Genomic DNA, 16,934 nt, shown 5'->3' with positions numbered 1-16,934 from the left:
CAGGGAGCCGGCATGGCCGGAATGCCCGGGCGTTACTTGGTGCGGCGAACCTTCGGCTGCACGTTCACCCCGTCCACCTTCATATACCAGGCGCCCATCACCCCTGGGCGCATGCTGACGCCCGGGGCGTCCTTGCGGCCACCGGAATAGTGCGTGGCGTCTATCTGCTCCCACTCCTGGCCGTTCTGCAGCACGTAGCGGCGGCCCTGGCCGAATCCACGGAATTCGCCCTGCAGGTTGCTTTCGATCGGTTCGCTGCTGCCGAAGTCCAGGAAGCCGCGGTTCTTCTTGATCACTTCCTGGCGGCCTTCTTCGCGCGCTGCGGCGACGGCCTGGGTGGTGGCCGCCTCGACCTTGCCCTGCAGCCAGCGGTTGAGCGTGGCCAGTTCACCGGCACTGAGCTTGTCCAGGCCGGCGGCCTTGAACTCGGAGGGCGACATCTGCTGCTGCAGGTCGCCCTCCACCACGCGCTGGGCCAGCGCAGGCGCGGACAGGGACAGCAGCACGGCGGCACAGGCCAGCAGCCGTGGACGGGCGCGCGGGGCAATCGAAGGCATGGCGGGTCTCTCCTGGGTGTGTGGGCGAGTGTAGCGGCATGTCTTCATGCCGGGTGATGGTGGGTGCAGTGATTGTCCCTGAACGGCGCCGGCGCTAGTGTAGGGGCCTCTGTCTTGCCTGCTCGATGCTGTGAACCGCGCTTCCGTCCCTGGCCTGGATGCCTTGTTGAACCGTCCCTCGGCAGCGGTGCTGCCTGCTCCGCTGCGCCAGGCCCTGCGTGAGCATTGGGAGGCGCCGGATTGCGAGCACCAGATGCGTGCCACCTGGTCGGTGCTGGGCGATACCCTCGATGCGCTGGCGATGCTCTCGGCCGATGAAGGCGCAGTGGTGGCCGCATTGCTGTTCGACCTGCCCGGCCTGCGCGCCAGCCTGGACCAGCTGCCGCTGGGCAACCACAAGGCGGCGGTGATCGGCCTGCTGGATGGCCAGGATGCGGCCGACCCGGTGTGGGCGCTGCACGCCGGCCGTGAGGCGGGGCGCAACAGCGAAGGCCTGCGCCGGCTGCTGCTGGCGATCATCCGCGACCTGCGCGTGGTGCCGATCCTGCTGGCACGGCAGCTGGCGCGGATGCGCGCGGCCGACAAGCTGGACGAGGAGCAGCGCCGCGCGCTGGCCCAGCTGACCCGCGACATCCACGCGCCGCTGGCCAACCGGCTGGGCATCTGGCAGCTGAAGTGGGAGCTGGAGGACCTGGCGTTCCGCCACCTGGAACCGGAAACCTACCGCCGCATCGCCCGCGAGGTGGATGAAACCCGCATCGCCCGCGAGCGTTACGTCGAGAACGTCAAGAAGGTGCTGTCGCGCGAGCTGGTCGCCCAGGGCATCAAGGCCGAAGTCAGCGGCCGCCCGAAGCACATCTACAGCATCTGGCGGAAGATGCAGAAGAAGCGGCTGGCCTTCGACCAGCTGTATGACATCCGTGCGGTGCGCGTGATGGTCGACGACGTCGCCGCCTGTTATGCCGCGTTGGGCGTGGTGCACGCGCTGTGGGCACCGGTACCCAGCGAGTTCGATGATTACATCGCCAGGCCCAAGGCCAATGACTATCGCTCGCTGCACACCGCCGTGGTCGGCCCGGAAGGGCGCACCATCGAAGTGCAGATCCGTACCCACGAGATGCACTCGCAGGCCGAGCTGGGCGTGGCCGCGCACTGGAAGTACAAGGAAGGTGGCAAGGGTGCGGAGAAGTCCTTCGACCGCAAGATCACCTGGATGCGCCAGTTGCTGGAACAGGCGCAGGACGGGCAGGGCAATGAACTGGCCGGGGCGCTTGATGCCGAGCTGACCGAGGACCGGGTCTATGCGCTGAGCCCGAAGGACGAGGTGCTGGACCTGCCGCAGGGCGCTACCCCGCTCGATTTCGCCTACCAGGTGCATACCATGGTCGGGCACCGCTGCCGCGGCGCAAAGGTCAACGGCCGCATCGTGCCGCTGACCTACCGCCTGCGCAGCGGCGACCGCGTCGAGATCCTGACCGGCAAGGAGGCCGATCCGCGCCGCGACTGGCTGATGCCGGCCAACGGCTTCCTGGCCAGCAACCGCTCGCGCGAAAAGGTGCGCAGCTGGTTCCACAAGCTGGACCGCGCGCGCAACGTGCAGGCCGGTCGCGAGCTGCTCGAGCGCGAGCTGAAGCGGCTGGGCCTGCAGCACGCGGACCTGGCCGTGGCGGCGAAGAAGTTCCATGCCGACAGCGTCGATGACCTGTACATCCAGGTGGCGCTGGGCGATACCGGCCCGAACCAGGTCAGCCGTGCGCTGCTGGAGGCGGAGCGTGCCGCCAGCCAGCCCGCGCCCGCACCGGCCCTGCCGCGGCCGACCGCGCGCCGCGGGAACCTGGGCAAGTCCAAGTTCACCGTGCAGGGCGTGGGCAACCTGCTGGTGCAGCTGGCACGCTGCTGCCAGCCGGTGGCCGGCGAGCCGATCATCGGCTACCTGACCCGTAGCCGGGGTGTCACCGTGCATCGTGCAGACTGCGCCGCGCTGGCCCGGCTGGCGGCCAGCAGCCCGCAGCGCATCCTGCCGGTGGAGTGGGGCCAGGCCGGGGGCGGCTACGAGGTGGACGTCGTGGTCGATGCGGTCGATCGCCGCTGGCTGCTGAAGGACATCACCAACCTGATCGCCCAGGAAGACGCCTACGTGCTCGACATCCACAGTGACAACGTGCGCAACAGTGGCCGTGCCCACCTTCGGCTGCGCCTGAAGGTCAGTGACTACGGGCAGTTGTCGACGCTGCTGGGCAAGCTCGATGCGCTGCCGGGCGTGAGCGAGGCGCGTCGCCTCGGCTGAGCTTCACGCTGCCCCGGCTACCCTGCACGCATGGAACGCGAGCCCCCGCATCGCCCGCATGGCGCTGAACATCCTGCGCTGGACCGCGTCCGTCGCGAGGGGCGTTGGTGGTGGCTGCAGGCGCGCCATGCGCGCCGGATCTGGCGCTGGGCGCTGCTCACAGCGCTGGCCGTGTTCGTGCTGCTGGTCCTGCTGCGCAAGCCGTTGGCAGACTGGTTCTGGGATGAGCCGCAGATCGAACAGCTGCTGGCCGAGGGGGATCGTGCATTGGCGGCTGGGCGCCTGAGCGATGCCGATGGCAGTGGTGCGCGCGAGCGCTACCAGGCGGCGCTGGCGCTGGACGGTGATCGCCCGCAGGCGCGCCAGGGCCTGGCCAATACCGGCGCGGCAGCGCTGCAACAGGCGCGCGATCGCCTGCAGGCGGATGACCTGGACGGCAGCGCGCAGGCTCTGGCACTGGCCCGTGAGCTGCAGGTGCCGCAGGGCGACGCCGATGCGGTTGCCCGCCAGTTGCAGGCGCGACGCAGCGCCGGAGCCGGTATTGGTGCGTTGTTGGCACAGGCGCGTAACGCGTTCGCGGCCGGACGCCTGGATGACGGCGACAGCAGTGCGTTACCCTTGTTCCAGCGCATCCTGGCCCTGCAGCCGGACAACCTGCCGGCGCTGGAAGGGCGCGAAGATGCGCTGAGCGACCTGCTGCTGCAGGCACGCACGCTGGCGGAGCGAGGGGAGTTGGCCGAGGCGGCCGCGCTCCTGCGTCGTGCCCGTCAGTTCGATGCTGGTCATGCCGATCTACCGGCGAGCGAGGAGGCCCTCGCGCGCGCCGCCGACCGGCGCCTGCGGCAGGCGCAGCGTGCGTTGCGACGGCAGCAGCTGGAAGCTGCGGCCAAGGGCTTCCAGGCGGTGCTGGTGGTGGCCGCCGATGATTCCAATGCCCAGCGCGGGCGTGAGCAGACCCTGCAGGCAGTGGTTGCACGCAGCCAGAAGTCCGCCGACGACTTCCAGTTCGATGCGGCGCAACGTGATGCGGCCCTGGCGGCGGAGCTGGGGGCTTCGCAGGCAGTCCGGCAACAACTGGCGCAGCGCCTGCAGCGCGCGCAGCAGGCGCAGCGGGCCCTGCAGCAGCCCGCGGTCAGCACGGCGCAGCGCGAACGCCAGCTGCGCGACCACCTGCGGAAGATCGAACGTGCCGAGCGCGCGGGGCAGTGGATCAGCCCACCCGGGCACAGCGCGTTCGACGCGTTGCGCGAAGCCCAGTCGCTGGCTCCCCGCGATGCGCGGGTGAAGGCAGCCGCCGCACGCTTGCTGCCCGCCAGCCGACGCTGCTTCGACGACAATCTGCGGCAGAACCGCGTGCAGGCGGCAGGCGCCTGCCTGCAGGCCTGGCAGACCCTGTCACCGACCGCAGCCGGACTGCCCTCGGCGCGGCTGCGGTTGGCCCAGCGCTGGCTGGCGATCGGCAGCGAGCGGCTCGGCAACGGTGACCTGGCCTTCGCCGCGCATGCCGCCGAACAGGCGCGGTTGCTGCAGCCGGATCTGGCCGAACTGCCGGCGTTTGAAGATCGCCTGCGCCGCGCCGGTGGACGGGCGGACTAGGCGAAGAACACCCGCTGCACGGTCGCACGGGCGGCTTCGAGTGAGAAATGTTCGGCGACGTTGGCCAGGCCAGCATCGGACAACTGCTGCCACAGCTGCGGGTCCTGGTACAGGCGGACCACCGCATCGGCGAAACCGGTAGCGTCATCGGCTACCAGTACGTCCTGGCCGGGATGCAGGTGCATGCCTTCCACGGCGCAGGTGGTACCGACTACCGGTTGGCCATGGGCCATGCTCAGGTTGATCTTGCCTTTTACGCCGGCACCGAACCGCAGCGGTGCGATGGCAATGCGCGCGCCGTCCATGTAGGGCGTGATGTCTTCGACGAAGCCGTGCATCTGCACGCCGGGGTGGCGTGCGGCCAGTGCCAGCAACGATTCCGGCGCCGCGGCGCCGATGCAGTGCAGGCGTACCTCCGGTAGCCGGGCGCGGATGTGGGCGAAGACCTCGCCGATGAACCACTCCATCCCGTCCAGGTTCGGCGGATGGCGGAAGCCACCGACAAACACCAGATCGTGTCGTTGCTCGTAGACGGCGCCGGCGCCGGCAACCTCGTGCAGGTTGGAAATCAGTTCCACCCGTACCCGCGGCGCATCGGCCTGCAGCTGCTCCCGTTCGGCCGCACTGACCAGCACGGTGATGTCGCACTGCTCCATCACTGCCAATTCACTGCTGCGGGTGCGTTCTGCTGCGCGCAGCAGCGCCGTATCACCGGCCACTTCGGCACCGCGGCGTTCGCGCAGGTAGTGCAGGTCGACCGTGTCGAACACGGTTCGTGCCTGCGGCGCATAGCGCTTGAGCAGGGGCAGGCACTCGTGGGCGACGTGGTGGCGCACCAGCATCGCCACGTCGAAACGCGACCCATGGCTGCGCAGCCAGCCGGCCACGCCGTCCAGGAAGGGGGCGTACCAGACTTCCACGCCCATCCGCTGCAGCGCCTCGGTCGCCGCGCCGGCATGCTCGCGCCGGGTCGGGACGAATACCACGTGGGCACCGCCCTGCAGCAGCAGGCGGATCAGATTGACCTGGCGCAGCGACCCGGAATCGCGATCGGGCTGCGGTACTTCCTCGTCCAGGATCAGCACCTGGCGCCGGCCGCGCAGCAGCAGCGCTGGCGACGGCACTGCGCCGACCGCCGGATGGCGGGCCAGCTCGGTGGCCCAGCGAGCGGCAAAGATGGCCTGGTTGCGCACCTGGTAGGCCTTAACCCCGCTGCCGGTGTCGGTGCCGTTGCTGGTGCCTTCGTCGTGGATCACCCGGCTGGCCGGCTGCACCAGCACGCGCAGGCCCTGTGCACGCACGCGGAAGGCCAGGTCGGTGTCCTCGTAGTACGCCGGCTTGTAGCGGGTATCGAAGCCGTCCAGCTGCTGCCAGAGGGTACGCGGCAGCATCAGCGCCGCACCGGAGCAGTAGTCGACGTCGCGCAGGCTGGCAAAGCGCGGGTCGTCAGCGGCCTCGAAGCGGCCATAGCTCCAGCCACTGCCATCGGCGAAGATCACTCCGCCCGATTCCTGAAGGCGGCCATCGGGATACAGCAGCTGGCTGCCGACCAGGCCGGCGTCGGGGACGCTGCCGAAGGTGTCCAGCAGGGCGTCGAGCCAGCCCGGCTGCGGCACCGTATCGTTGTTGAGCAGCACCACGTAGCGGCCGCGTGCGCGCGATACACCCTCGTTGCAGGCTTCGATGAAGCCGCCGTTGTGCGCACGCACCTCATAGCGCAACCCCGCCACCTGCGGCATCCACTGTGCGGTGGCGTCGCTGCTGCCGTCATCCACCACCAGGATCTCGCACGCGGCTGCGGGCGGGTGTGCCGCCAGGGCGCGGAGGCAGGCCAGGGTGTGGCCGACATGGTTGTAGACCGGGATGACGATGCTCACCTCCGGCGACTCGCTGAACGGCACCGTGAAGGGGGCGAAAGCCTGTGCTGGCGGCAGGAACAGGGGCGTGCGCGGCGCGGGAACGGCGCGCTGGGTGTGCACGCGGATGCGTTGCCAGGTGGCCCGCCACCCGCGGGTGCGCAGGCTTGCCAGGCTCCGGCGGGCCAGGCCCGACAGGCGGTTGATCAGGTATCGGATCTCGGCCAGGGACATCGCCATCCGGTTGCAACTCCAGCTTAAGCAGGGGAACCCGGGAGAATTCGCCAGCCGCAGTGGCTGGGGTAGACTCGCCAGACCCTACATTCTCGCATTCCCGTGCCCCGACGCTACGATTCCGACGACATCGACGATTTCGACGACGACCAGCAGGACAGCGGTCCGCTGTGGCGGCGCCGGCTGATCACCTGGAGCATGGCTGCGGTCGCATTGGGATTGGGTTTCCTCATTCCCTATACGCTGTACCTGAACCAGCAGGTGACCCAGCGTTTCGGCGAGCTGCGCTGGCAGATTCCGACGCGCGTGTATGCGCGCCCGCTGGTGCTCACCCCCGGCAAGGCGATGGATGCGTCCACGCTGAAGACCGAACTGGCCGCCTCCGCCTATCGTGATGACGGGCAGGGCAAGGAGCCGGCCACCTATGCGGTGAACGGCGGTCGCTTTGTGATCTCCAGTCGTGGCTACAACGACGTCGATGGCCGGGTGGCGCCGCGCCGGGTGGAGCTGTCGCTGGCCGATGGCGGCGTGGCCTCGCTGCGCGACGCCGACAGCCGCAAGGCACTGAAGGCCGCGCGGCTGGATCCGGCGCGCATCGCCACGCTGTACGGCCAGAAGCAGGAAGAACGCCGCCTGATCCGCATGGACGAGGCGCCGGACCTGCTGGTGACCGGCCTGCAGGCAGTGGAAGACAAGGACTTCAACCGCCATCACGGCATCGACCTGTCAGGCATCGCGCGCGCGGTGTGGGTGACGATCCGTTCCGGTGGCCAGAGCCGCCAGGGCGCTTCGACGCTCACCCAGCAGCTGGCCCGCAGCGGCCTGCTTGGCATCGGCAAGGAACAGACGCTCACCCGCAAGTTCAATGAGGTGCTGTACGCGCTGATCATGGAAGCGCGCTACGACAAGCGCACGATTTTCGAGGCGTATCTCAACCAGGTGTACCTGGGCCAGCGCGGCAGCCAGGCGATCCATGGCATGTCCTCCGGCGCCGAATTCTGGTTCGGGCGTGACCTGCAGTCGCTGGAGACCGAGCAGATCGCCCTGCTGATCGGCCTGGTCAAGGGGCCGTCCTTCTACGACCCGCGGCGCAACCCGGAACGCGCGCTGGATCGCCGCAACTTCGTGCTGGGCAAGCTGCACGACGCCACGCTGATCGACGATGCCGAGTACCAGCGCGCGCTGAAGGCTCCGCTGGGCGTGCCCAAGACACCGGGCCTGGTGGCTGCCAACCGCTTCCCCGCCTACGTCGACCTGGTCCGCCGGCAGCTTGCGCATGACTATCCGGAATCTGCGCTGCAGGGCGCGGGCCTGAGCGTGATGACCGGCATGTCGCCGTCCGCGCAGGCCTATGCCGAAGGCGCGGTGACCCGCACCATCAAGTCGCTGGAAAGCCAGCGTCGCCCTGAGCTGCAGGCCGGCATGGTGCTGACCGACGTGCACAACGGCGACGTGCTGGCGGTGATCGGCAGCCGTGAGGTCTCCGAGGTCGGCTTCAATCGTGCGATCGAGGCGCAGCGCCCGGTCGGTTCGCTGCTCAAGCCGTTCGTGTACCTGCTGGCCCTGGCGCAGCCTGACCGCTATTCGCTGGCCAGCTGGGTCGATGATTCGCCGGTGACGGTGCAGCTCGGCCGCGGCCGCAACTGGAGCCCCGGCAACGCCGACAACCGCAGCCACGGCACGGTGCGCCTGATCGATGCGCTGGCGCATTCGTACAACCAGGCGACGGTGCGCTTGGGCATGCAGGTCGGCCCCGAGCGCGTGACCCAGCTGATCCATGTGCTGGCCGGCATCAAGGCCGAGGCCAATCCGGCGGTGATCCTCGGCTCGACCGACCAGAGCCCGTATGCGATGGCGCAGCTGTACCAGTTCCTCGCGTCCGGTGGTGAGATCCAGCCGTTGCACGCCGTGCGTGGCGTGCTCGATCCGCAGGGCAAGCTGCTCAAGCGCTACGACAAGACCCCGGCACCGGCACAGGAAGGCGATTCGATTGCCGCCAACCTGATCAGTGTCGGCCTGCAGCAGGTCGTCGCCAGCGGTACCGCGCAGCGGCTCAATGCTGATGGCCTCGGCCGTCTGCAGCCAGCCGGCAAGACCGGCACCACCAACGATGGCCGTGACAGCTGGTATGCCGGCTACACCGGCGACCACCTGGCGGTGATCTGGATCGGCAACGATCAGAACCAGCAGGCCGGCCTGTATGGCGCCACTGGCGCGATGCGGGTCTGGTCGGGCATCTTCCAGCGCCTGCCGAGTGCGCCATTGCGGGTCAGCAGCAAGGGCCTGGATTGGCAGCCGGTGGCTCCCACCGGTCTCAACAGCACCGATGAAGGCTGCCCCGGCGCGCGCCGTTTCCCGTTCGTGGTGGGCTATGCGCCTGCCTATGCGCCGTGCGCGCCGGCCGCGTCGCCCGAGGGGCAGGGCGAGGCTGAAGGCGAGGGCGGTGGCTGGCGCAGCTGGTTCGGCCTGGACCGCAAGCCGGAAGCACCCGCCGAACCTGCCGCCACCCCTTCTCCCCCGAGCCGATGATGCCGATGAACATGCGTACCCTGCTGCAGCCCCTGGCCCTGACCGGCCTAAGCCTGGCCCTGGCCGCCTGCGTGAGCAGCGCGCCGCCGGTAGTCAAACCGGTCGACACCACCACGCCGGCGCAGCGCCTGGCGGCCGTGGATGCTGCAGCGGGTCCGGACGACAAGGAACTGTCGGTGCAGCCGCTGCGTGATTCGCAGGTGGAAGACCTGAGGCTGGCCGCACAGGCGCAGCGCCAGGCCAACGACCTCGCCGGTGCCGCCAGCAGCCTGGATCACGCGCTGGAGATCGTGGCCGGTGACCCGGCGGTGCTGCAGGAGCGTGCCGAACTGGCGCTGCTGCAGGGGCAGTGGGCACAGGCGGAGACGTTCGCGCGCAAGGCCGTGGATCTGGGCTCGAAGACCGGGCCGCTGTGCCGCCGGCACTGGGCGACGATCGAGCAGTCGCGGCTGGCGCGGGGCGAGAAGGAGAATGCGGTGTCGGCGCATGCGCAGATTGAGGGCTGCACAGTGCCGGGGATCAAGCGTTACTGAGTTTTCAGCCAACGGCACAGCCCCTCGTGGCTGGCTGCTTGGCCGAGTAAAGCAAAAGCCGCGCTTGGCCGGGCGGGGTGGGTTCGCGGGGGACGCCGTGAACCCGTCCCTGGGGGCTTAGCCGCGGCATCCATGCCGCGGACACCCCCGCGAACCCACCCCGCCCGGCCTCTGACAGTTCCCGTGTGCGTCCAGCCACGGAAAAGAAAAAGAAAATCAAAAGCGGGTCGCGCCCTGCGCGCACTCGTTGTGGGGTCGGATCCGTTTTCCGCAGGAAAACGGCTCCGACCCCTTCTTGTTTCCGTTCGACCCACCGCTTCTGAATCAGTCGAGCAAGCGCGACGCCACGAAGCACGTCCATCCGTCACCGGGAAACTGTCGAAGGCGGGGCGGGAGGGGCAGGCAGGACCGTTGGCGCCATGGATGGCGCCATCGAGCCCCCATGGACGGGTTTACGGCGTGTCCTGCCTGCCCCTCCCGCCCCGCCAAACACGCAGCAACCCAGAGCCATGAACCACGCTGTTGCTGTTGCTTTTGCCTGCGCTCTGGCTTGAAACGGGTGCCGGGCAGCGCCCTGCCGGGTATCCTTTCCCTCTGATGTCCGACCTTGTCCATGCCAGCCGCGAAGCCCTCAGCGAAGGCGGCGCGCTCGCCTCGCATCTGGATGCCTTCGTCCCGCGTCCGGCACAGCTGCACCTGACCGCTGCCATTGCCGATGCGCTGCAGCAGCGGGACCTGCTGCTGGCCGAGGCCGGTACCGGCACCGGCAAGACCTTCGCCTATCTGGTGCCGGTGCTGCTGTCCGGGCTGCGCACCATCATCTCCACCGGTACCCGCGCGCTGCAGGACCAGCTCTACCACCGCGATCTGCCGCGCGTGCGCCAGGCGCTGGGCGTCGGCCTGCGCAGCGCGCTGCTGAAGGGGCGCGCGAACTACCTGTGCCGCTATCGACTGCAGCAGGCGCGGGGCGAGCCGCGGTTTTCCAGTCCCGAACAGGCCGCGCAGTTCCAGCGCATCCTGGCGTGGTCCGGCCGCTCGGAGTTCGGTGACATCGCCGAGCTGGAGGGCCTGGCCGATGACTCGCCGCTGCTGCCAATGGTCACCTCCACTGTCGACAATTGTCTGGGCACCGATTGCCCATTCTGGGACGACTGCTTCGTGGTGCGCGCACGGCAGCGTGCGCAGGCCGCCGACGTGGTGGTGGTCAACCACCACCTGCTGCTGGCCGATCTGGCACTGAAACAGGACGGCTTCGGCGAGTTGCTGCCGGGGGCGCAGGCCTTTGTCATCGACGAGGCACACCAGCTGCCCGAACTGGCAGCGCAGTTCTTCGGCGAAGGTTTCGGCATGCGCCCATGGCAGGAACTGGGTCGCGACTGCCTGGCTGAAGCGCGCGGCGTAGGGGGCGCACAATCGGCGCTGCAGGAGCCGGTCGACCAGTTGCAACAGGCGTTGCTGGCGTTGCGTTCGGCGATGGAGGGGCTGCCGCCGCGTGGTACGCAGTGGCGTGCGCTGGCCATGCCACAGGTCCGCGACGGCTTCGATACGGTGATGGCCGGCCTGGTGGCACTGGAGCAGGGCCTTCAGCCGCTGCGCGAATCGGCGGCGGGTCTGGACGCCTGCCATGCGCGGGCGCGCGAGGCGGTGTCGCGGTTGCAGCGCTGGCTGGGCGATGATGAACCCACCCTGGATTTCGATACCGATCCGGCGGACCACGCCAGTGCCGCCGATGTGCTCTGGTACGAGCTCACGCCGCGGGGTTTCCGCTGCCAGCGCACGCCGATGGATGTGTCCGGCCCGCTGCGCGAGCATCGCGAGCGCAGCCGCGCGGCATGGATCTTCACCTCGGCCACGCTGACCGTGGGCAATGGATTCGACCACATCGCCACGCGCTTGGGCCTGGACGATCCGCATACCCTGGTCCAGCCGAGTCCGTTCAACTGGCCCGAGCAGGCGTTGTGCTACCTGCCGGAAGGCCTGCCTGATCCGGCCGCACGGGGCTTCGGAACCGCGCTGATCCAGACCCTTCGGCCGGTGCTGCAGGCATCGCAGGGCAGGGCATTCCTGTTGTTCGCCTCGCACCGTGCATTGCGCGAGGCCGCCGAGGCACTGCGCGACGGGCCATGGCCGTTGTTCGTGCAGGGTGAGGCACCGCGCGCGACGCTGCTGCAGCGCTTCCGTGAATCGGGCAATGGCGTGCTGCTGGGCTCGGCCAGTTTCCGCGAGGGCGTGGACGTGGTCGGCGAAGCGCTGAGCGTGGTGATGATCGACAAGCTGCCGTTCGCGGCACCGGACGATCCGGTGTACGAGGCACGCCTGGAGGCGATCCGCAGCCAGGGCGGCAATCCGTTCCGCGACGAACAGTTGCCGCAGGCGGTGATCGCACTGAAGCAGGGTGTCGGTCGCCTGATCCGCAGCGAAAGCGACCGTGGCGTGCTGGTCCTGTGCGATCCGCGCCTGCTCAACCGTGGCTATGGCCGGGTCTTCCTGGATTCACTGCCACCCTTCCGCCGCACCCGCAGCCTGGCCGATGTGCAGGCCTTCTTTACGCCACAATGGGGGCCCGTGGCTGATGATCCGGCTGACCCGGCCGCTGTCGCGCCGGGCCCGGAGCCGGCTCCCGGTGCCACGTTCCCCCTGTTCTGACCTGATCTGATGAAACTGCTCGCCTTTGAAACCGCCACCGAAGCCTGCTCCGTTGCCCTGCATGTCGATGGGCAGGTGCTGGAACGCTTCGAGATCGCCCCGCGCCGGCATGCCGACCTGAGCCTGCCATGGGCCGAGGCGCTGCTCGCCGAAGCCGGCATCGGCCGTCGCCAGCTCGACGGCATCGCGCTCAGTCGCGGCCCGGGGGCGTTCACCGGTGTGCGCCTGGCGATCGCCATCGCCCAGGGCATCGCGTTGGCGTTGGACCGCCCGCTACTGCCGGTTTCGACGCTGCAGGTGCTGGCGCTGCGGGCACCGGTGGAAGAAACGCAGATCCTGTCGGCAATCGATGCCCGGATGGGTGAACTCTACGTCGCGCGCTTCGAACGCGTCGACGGCCTGCCGGTCGCGCGCGATGCCGAGCGCGTCTGCGCGCCCTCCGTGGTGACGTTGCCGGAAGGAATGTCGGCCTACGGTGTCGGTACCGGTTTCGGCGCGGGCGACGGCGCGCTGGTGGCACAGTTGGGCAGTGGCCTGCGCGGTTTTGATGCCGCGGCATTGCCGCGGGCGTCGGACGTGCTGGCACTGGCGGTGCCGGCGTTCGCGCGTGGCGAGGCGATCGCACCGGAGAAGGTCGAGCCGGCGTACCTGCGCGACAACGTGGCATTGACCCTGGTCGAGCAGCAGGCCGCGCGCGAGGCGAAGGCGAAGGCCAACGGCTGAGCCCCTCGTGGCGGGGTTGGTTGATCGCATAAACCAAAAGCCGCGCTTGGCCGGGCGGGGTGGGTTCGCGGGGGACGCCGTGAACCCCCAGTCCGGCCCAGCCGCTGGCGGCTGGGCGTTCGGGCGCTTGCGAAGCAATGCTTCGCAAGCGAAGCGCCCTCACCCATGGGGGCTTGGCCGCGGCATCCATGGTGCGGATACCCCCGCGAACCCAACCCGCCCGACCTCTGACAGTTTCCGTGTGCGTCCGCCACGGAAAATCAAAAGAAAATCAAAGTCAAAAGCGGATCGCTTCGCTCGCATCCACGCGTGGCGTGGATGTGTGTCGACCAAGGTCGACACCTACCCAAGCAATGGTGCGCCGTGATCTGTCAGAGGCGGGGCGGTGTCGGGCGGCGGGGTATCCGCGGCATGGATGCCGCGGCTAAGCCTACACGGACGTACTTGCGGCGTCCCCGCCGCCCGACACCGCCTCGCCACGCTTCAGAACACCAACCGCCGCTGTTGCTGTTGCTCTAGCCTTTCAGCGGGTCCCGGGCCGCAGGCCCGGGCAACAAACCCCTACCGGTCGTCGTGCAGGGTGCCACCCGGCAGGAACACCCAGGTACGGGTGACCTGCAGGATGTCGATCTCGTCCTCGGTCTTCGGCAGCGGCGGGAACGGCTGCGCCAGCTGCACCACCCGCAGCGCCGCCTCATCCAGCAACGGCGTCCCGCTTGAACGCAGGATCCGGCTGCTTTCCACGCTGCCATCGCGGCGCACGCCGACGCTGATCACCACCTGGCCGCCGAGCCGGCGCTGCCGGGCCTCGTCCGGGTAGTTCAGGTTGCCGACGCGCTCGGCGCGGTCGACCCAGGCGCGCAGGTAATTGGCGTAGGCATATTCGCGCGTGCTGGCCGACACGAACTTGCGGTTCGGGCGCTTGGCGTACTGCGCCGAGCGCAGATGCACCTCGGCCGCCAGCCGCGCCATCTCGGCATCACGCTGCTCGCGCGCGCTCAGCGGCGCATCCGGCTCAGGCTGTTCCGGCGTTGGACGGGACTGCGCCTGCGCCACGGTGTCCTCCCCATTGCGGCTGCTGACCACCCGTGCCTGCGGCGGCGGAACCGGCGCGGCCGATTGCTGTTGCTGGGGAACCGGGCTGAGTCCGGATTGCGCCTGCGGCACGATGCCGGCCTGGTTGTCGCGCGGACGCTGTGCGCGGTCGTGCTCGCCACCGCCTTCCTGGTTGGCGGCGGCCAGGAAATCAGCCTGCTTTGGCGTCAGTGCGGTGCGCGTCTGGCTGAAGATCACTTCCAGCGTCGGCACCAGCGGAGCATCGCCTTTCACGGCGAAGCCCACGCCCAGGATCAGCAGGGCGTGGACCAGCACCGACAGTGCGATGGTGGCCCCCAGCCGTTGCGCTTCGCGTGGCGGCGGGGGCAGAACGGCAGGTGCGGACGGCATCAGCGCAGGCCGGCCTCGAGCGCGTCGAACAGGGTGCCGGCAATGTTCAGGCCGTACTGCGCGTCGAGCTCGCGCACGCAGGTCGGGCTGGTCACGTTGACCTCGGTCAGGTAATCGCCGATCACGTCCAGGCCGACGAAGCGCATGCCACGACGCTTCATCTCCGGGCCGACCTGGCCGGCGATCCAGCGGTCACGCTCGCTCAACGGGCGCCCTTCGCCACGGCCCCCGGCCGCCAGGTTGCCGCGGAACTCGTCACCCTGGGGAATGCGCGCCAGGCAGTAATCGACCGGTTCGCCGTCGACCAGCAGGATGCGCTTGTCGCCGGCGCTGATGTCGGGAATGAACTTCTGGGCCAGCGCCAGCTTGCGGCCGCCGTCGGTCAGTGTCTCCAGGATCACGTTCAGGTTCGGATCGCCCTGGCCGCTGCGGAAAATCGAGCGGCCGCCCATGCCGTCCAGCGGCTTCAGCACGGCCTGGCCGTGTTCGAGGGCGAAGGCCTTCAGTGCCTTGGCATCGCGGCTGACCAGGGTCGGCGGGCAGCACTGCGGGAACAGCAGGGCAGCCAGCTTCTCGTTGTAGTCGCGCAGGCCCTGCGGGTTGTTGACCACGCAGGCACCGGCAGCGGCGGCCACGTCCAGCACCTGGGTGTCGTAGATGTACTCGGCGTCGACCGGCGGGTCCTTGCGCATCAGCACGATCTGGCCGGGTCCGAACTCGGTACGGCTGAACTCACCCAGCTCATACCAGCCGGCCGGGTCGTCGCGCACCTGCAGCGGCGCGGTCTGGGCCACCGCCACGCCACCTTCCAGGGCCAGTCCGCCCGGCCGCACGTAGTGCAGGGCATGGCCGCGGCGCTGGGCTTCCAGCAGCATGGCGAAGGTGGTGTCCTTGGCGATCTTGATGTGGGCGATGGGGTCCATCACCACGATGACGTTCAACGGCATGGTCGCACCTGTCAGGCAAGGCGTTGATGGTAGCGGCAACGCCGGTCGCGCGCCTCCCTGCCATACTGCAACGCAGCGTCCGCCCGGCGGTCGCGCACTCATTGCGAAACCCGTCACGTTCAGGAGGGGGCCATGCCCCGCGCCGTGGGGCGGCCTTGAAGCGGGCGCGGAAAGTGCGATATAGATACGCTTTCGCAGCGGCCCCCGCCAGAGATCGGGCCGTGCGCTTGGGGATAGGCAATGACTGAAAACACGACTGCGGGCGGGGAACTCGCAGGACTCCGGGTGATGGTCATCGATGATTCGAAGACCATCCGCAGGACTGCGGAAACGCTGCTCAAGCGCGAAGGCTGCGAGGTGGTCACCGCCACCGACGGCTTCGAAGCGCTTGCCAAGATCGCAGACCAGCAACCGCAGATCATCTTCGTCGACATCATGATGCCGCGCCTGGACGGGTACCAGACCTGCGCGCTGATCAAGGGCAACCAGCTGTTCAAGGCGACCCCGGTCATCATGCTGTCGTCCAAGGATGGCCTGTTCGACAAGGCGCGGGGACGCATCGTCGGCTCGGAGCAGTACCTGACGAAGCCTTTTACGCGTGAAGAACTGCTGGGTGCCATCCGCACATACGTCAACGCCTGACCAGGGGGGAAAGGCACAATGGCTCGTATCGTTCTGATCGAGGATTCACCGACCGACCGCGCGGTGTTCACCCAGTGGCTGCGCCGTGCCGGCCACGAAGTGCTGGAAGCGGACAACGCCGAGGATGGCCTGCAGCTGGTCCGCGACCAGGTGCCGCAGCTGGTGCTGATGGACGTGGTCCTGCCCGGCATGAGTGGCTTCCAGGCGACCCGTGCGATGGCCCGTGATGCGGCGATCAAGCACATCCCGGTGATCATCGTCAGCACCAAGGCGATGGAAACCGACAAGGCCTGGGGCCTGCGCCAGGGCGCCGCCGATTACATCGTCAAGCCGCCGCGCGAGGATGAACTGATCGCGCGGATCAACGAACTGGTGGCCTGATGCGCTCGCCCTTCGACATCCTTGAAGCCTATGAACGGCGCAGCCTGGCCCATGCGGTGCAGCTGCCCGGGAAGCAGTTTGCCCAGGACCTGTGGCGTGGCGTGGGTTTCCGCGTCGGCCAGCGCCGGCTGGTGTCCGATTTCCGCGAAGTGGTGGAAATCGTACCGATGCCGCCGGTGACCCCGGTGCCCTGTGCGCAGCCCTGGCTGCTGGGCGTGGGCAACCTGCGCGGCAACCTGTTCCCGGTGGTCGACCTGAAGTACTTCCTGGAAGGCACGCGCACCGTGCAGCAGGAAGGCCAGCGCGTGCTGATCATGCGCCAGGCCGGCGGCGACGTCGCACTGACCATCGATGAACTGTTCGGCCAGCGCAGCTTCGAGCTGGACCAGCAGATCGAAGCGGGCACGTTGGCCGATGGCCGCTACGGGCATTTCGTCGATCGTGCTTTCCATGCCGACGGCCATGACTGGGGCGTGTTCTCGCTCTCGCTGCTGTCGCGCACCCCTGAATTCCGGCAAGCCGCGGCCTGAGGCCGGGCATCGCCCCCTGCATTGAAG

At 68.7% G+C, this 16,934-nt stretch carries 13 protein-coding genes; 9 read left to right on the top strand and 4 right to left on the bottom strand.

What is annotated here, in order from left to right; all coding sequences use genetic code 11:
- Positions 1 to 32: 32 nt before the first annotated feature.
- Positions 33 to 557, bottom strand: a complete 525-nt coding sequence (locus tag ACM0PB_RS17300; protein WP_262220379.1) for a hypothetical protein — start codon at positions 555 to 557, stop codon at positions 33 to 35.
- 130 nt (positions 558 to 687) lie between these two features.
- Here ACM0PB_RS17300 and ACM0PB_RS17295 point away from each other — a divergent pair, with 130 nt between their 5' ends.
- Entirely contained in the window at positions 688 to 2,844 is a 2,157-nt protein-coding gene (locus tag ACM0PB_RS17295; RefSeq protein ID WP_065178177.1) for a RelA/SpoT family protein, read from the top strand.
- A 30-nt stretch (positions 2,845 to 2,874) separates the two neighbouring features.
- Positions 2,875 to 4,440 (top strand): hypothetical protein, encoded by a 1,566-nt coding sequence (locus tag ACM0PB_RS17290; RefSeq protein WP_065178178.1) that lies wholly within the window; start codon positions 2,875 to 2,877, stop codon positions 4,438 to 4,440.
- Here the strand turns inward: ACM0PB_RS17290 and ACM0PB_RS17285 are convergent.
- Positions 4,437 to 6,536 carry a glycosyltransferase gene (locus ACM0PB_RS17285; protein ID WP_005418463.1) on the bottom strand — a complete coding sequence of 700 codons (2,100 nt, stop codon included), beginning with the start codon at positions 6,534 to 6,536 and terminating at the stop codon, positions 4,437 to 4,439. The genes ACM0PB_RS17290 and ACM0PB_RS17285 overlap by 4 nt on opposite strands.
- 96 nt (positions 6,537 to 6,632) lie before the next feature.
- Here ACM0PB_RS17285 and mrcB point away from each other — a divergent pair, with 96 nt between their 5' ends.
- The 4 genes from mrcB (at position 6,633) to tsaB (ending at position 12,961) form a co-directional block, all read left to right on the top strand.
- Positions 6,633 to 9,059, top strand: coding sequence for a penicillin-binding protein 1B (mrcB, locus tag ACM0PB_RS17280; RefSeq protein WP_414604893.1), 2,427 nt, complete (start codon positions 6,633 to 6,635; stop codon positions 9,057 to 9,059).
- Positions 9,056 to 9,592: a hypothetical protein gene (locus ACM0PB_RS17275; RefSeq protein ID WP_050562713.1), complete on the top strand. Its 537-nt coding sequence runs from the start codon at positions 9,056 to 9,058 to the stop codon at positions 9,590 to 9,592. The genes mrcB and ACM0PB_RS17275 overlap by 4 nt, the downstream gene beginning before the upstream one ends.
- Positions 9,593 to 10,189: 597 nt before the next feature.
- Positions 10,190 to 12,238 (top strand): DNA repair helicase YoaA, encoded by a 2,049-nt coding sequence (gene yoaA / locus ACM0PB_RS17270; RefSeq protein ID WP_065185418.1) that lies wholly within the window; start codon positions 10,190 to 10,192, stop codon positions 12,236 to 12,238.
- Between the two features lie 9 nt (positions 12,239 to 12,247).
- Positions 12,248 to 12,961, top strand: a complete 714-nt coding sequence (gene tsaB / locus ACM0PB_RS17265; protein WP_053501251.1) for a tRNA (adenosine(37)-N6)-threonylcarbamoyltransferase complex dimerization subunit type 1 TsaB — start codon at positions 12,248 to 12,250, stop codon at positions 12,959 to 12,961.
- A 561-nt stretch (positions 12,962 to 13,522) separates the two neighbouring features.
- Here the strand turns inward: tsaB and ACM0PB_RS17260 are convergent.
- Together ACM0PB_RS17260 and gshB are read right to left on the bottom strand one after the other, a co-directional pair.
- Complete coding sequence (locus ACM0PB_RS17260; RefSeq protein WP_065178182.1) at positions 13,523 to 14,407, bottom strand: energy transducer TonB family protein; 885 nt, start codon at positions 14,405 to 14,407, stop codon at positions 13,523 to 13,525.
- Positions 14,407 to 15,354, bottom strand: a complete 948-nt coding sequence (gshB, locus tag ACM0PB_RS17255; protein WP_065196658.1) for a glutathione synthase — start codon at positions 15,352 to 15,354, stop codon at positions 14,407 to 14,409. The genes ACM0PB_RS17260 and gshB overlap by 1 nt, the downstream gene beginning before the upstream one ends.
- Before the next feature lie 240 nt (positions 15,355 to 15,594).
- On the opposite strand from gshB, the gene pilG reads away from it, so the two are divergent.
- The 3 genes from pilG to ACM0PB_RS17240 are packed head-to-tail and all read left to right on the top strand — an operon-like array spanning position 15,595 to position 16,907.
- Positions 15,595 to 15,996 (top strand): twitching motility response regulator PilG, encoded by a 402-nt coding sequence (pilG, locus tag ACM0PB_RS17250; protein ID WP_005418455.1) that lies wholly within the window; start codon positions 15,595 to 15,597, stop codon positions 15,994 to 15,996.
- Positions 15,997 to 16,014: 18 nt separating this feature from the next.
- On the top strand, positions 16,015 to 16,377 hold the full coding sequence (locus ACM0PB_RS17245; protein WP_005410717.1) for a response regulator: 363 nt from the start codon (positions 16,015 to 16,017) through the stop codon (positions 16,375 to 16,377).
- Positions 16,377 to 16,907, top strand: a complete 531-nt coding sequence (locus ACM0PB_RS17240) for a chemotaxis protein CheW (protein WP_065178184.1) — start codon at positions 16,377 to 16,379, stop codon at positions 16,905 to 16,907. The genes ACM0PB_RS17245 and ACM0PB_RS17240 overlap by 1 nt, the downstream gene beginning before the upstream one ends.
- Positions 16,908 to 16,934: the final 27 nt, after the last annotated feature.

Source organism: Stenotrophomonas sp. AR029 (assembly GCF_047520695.2).
Taxonomy (GTDB): domain Bacteria; phylum Pseudomonadota; class Gammaproteobacteria; order Xanthomonadales; family Xanthomonadaceae; genus Stenotrophomonas; species Stenotrophomonas sepilia.
This window is presented reverse-complemented; position numbering and strand designations above follow the sequence as displayed.

Bases quoted from the DNA above. Each gene is read 5' to 3' on its own strand.
- ACM0PB_RS17285 (WP_005418463.1), bottom strand. From the start codon at position 6,536: ATGGCGATGTCCCTGGCCGAGATCCGATACCTGATCAACCGCCTGTCG.
- gshB (WP_065196658.1), bottom strand. From the start codon at position 15,354: ATGCCGTTGAACGTCATCGTGGTGATGGACCCCATCGCCCACATCAAG.
- ACM0PB_RS17260 (WP_065178182.1), bottom strand. From the start codon at position 14,407: ATGCCGTCCGCACCTGCCGTTCTGCCCCCGCCGCCACGCGAAGCGCAA.
- tsaB (WP_053501251.1), top strand. From the start codon at position 12,248: ATGAAACTGCTCGCCTTTGAAACCGCCACCGAAGCCTGCTCCGTTGCC.
- ACM0PB_RS17290 (WP_065178178.1), top strand. From the start codon at position 2,875: ATGGAACGCGAGCCCCCGCATCGCCCGCATGGCGCTGAACATCCTGCG.
- ACM0PB_RS17275 (WP_050562713.1), top strand. From the start codon at position 9,056: ATGATGCCGATGAACATGCGTACCCTGCTGCAGCCCCTGGCCCTGACC.
- pilG (WP_005418455.1), top strand. From the start codon at position 15,595: ATGACTGAAAACACGACTGCGGGCGGGGAACTCGCAGGACTCCGGGTG.
- yoaA (WP_065185418.1), top strand. From the start codon at position 10,190: ATGTCCGACCTTGTCCATGCCAGCCGCGAAGCCCTCAGCGAAGGCGGC.
- ACM0PB_RS17245 (WP_005410717.1), top strand. From the start codon at position 16,015: ATGGCTCGTATCGTTCTGATCGAGGATTCACCGACCGACCGCGCGGTG.
- ACM0PB_RS17300 (WP_262220379.1), bottom strand. From the start codon at position 557: ATGCCTTCGATTGCCCCGCGCGCCCGTCCACGGCTGCTGGCCTGTGCC.
- ACM0PB_RS17240 (WP_065178184.1), top strand. From the start codon at position 16,377: ATGCGCTCGCCCTTCGACATCCTTGAAGCCTATGAACGGCGCAGCCTG.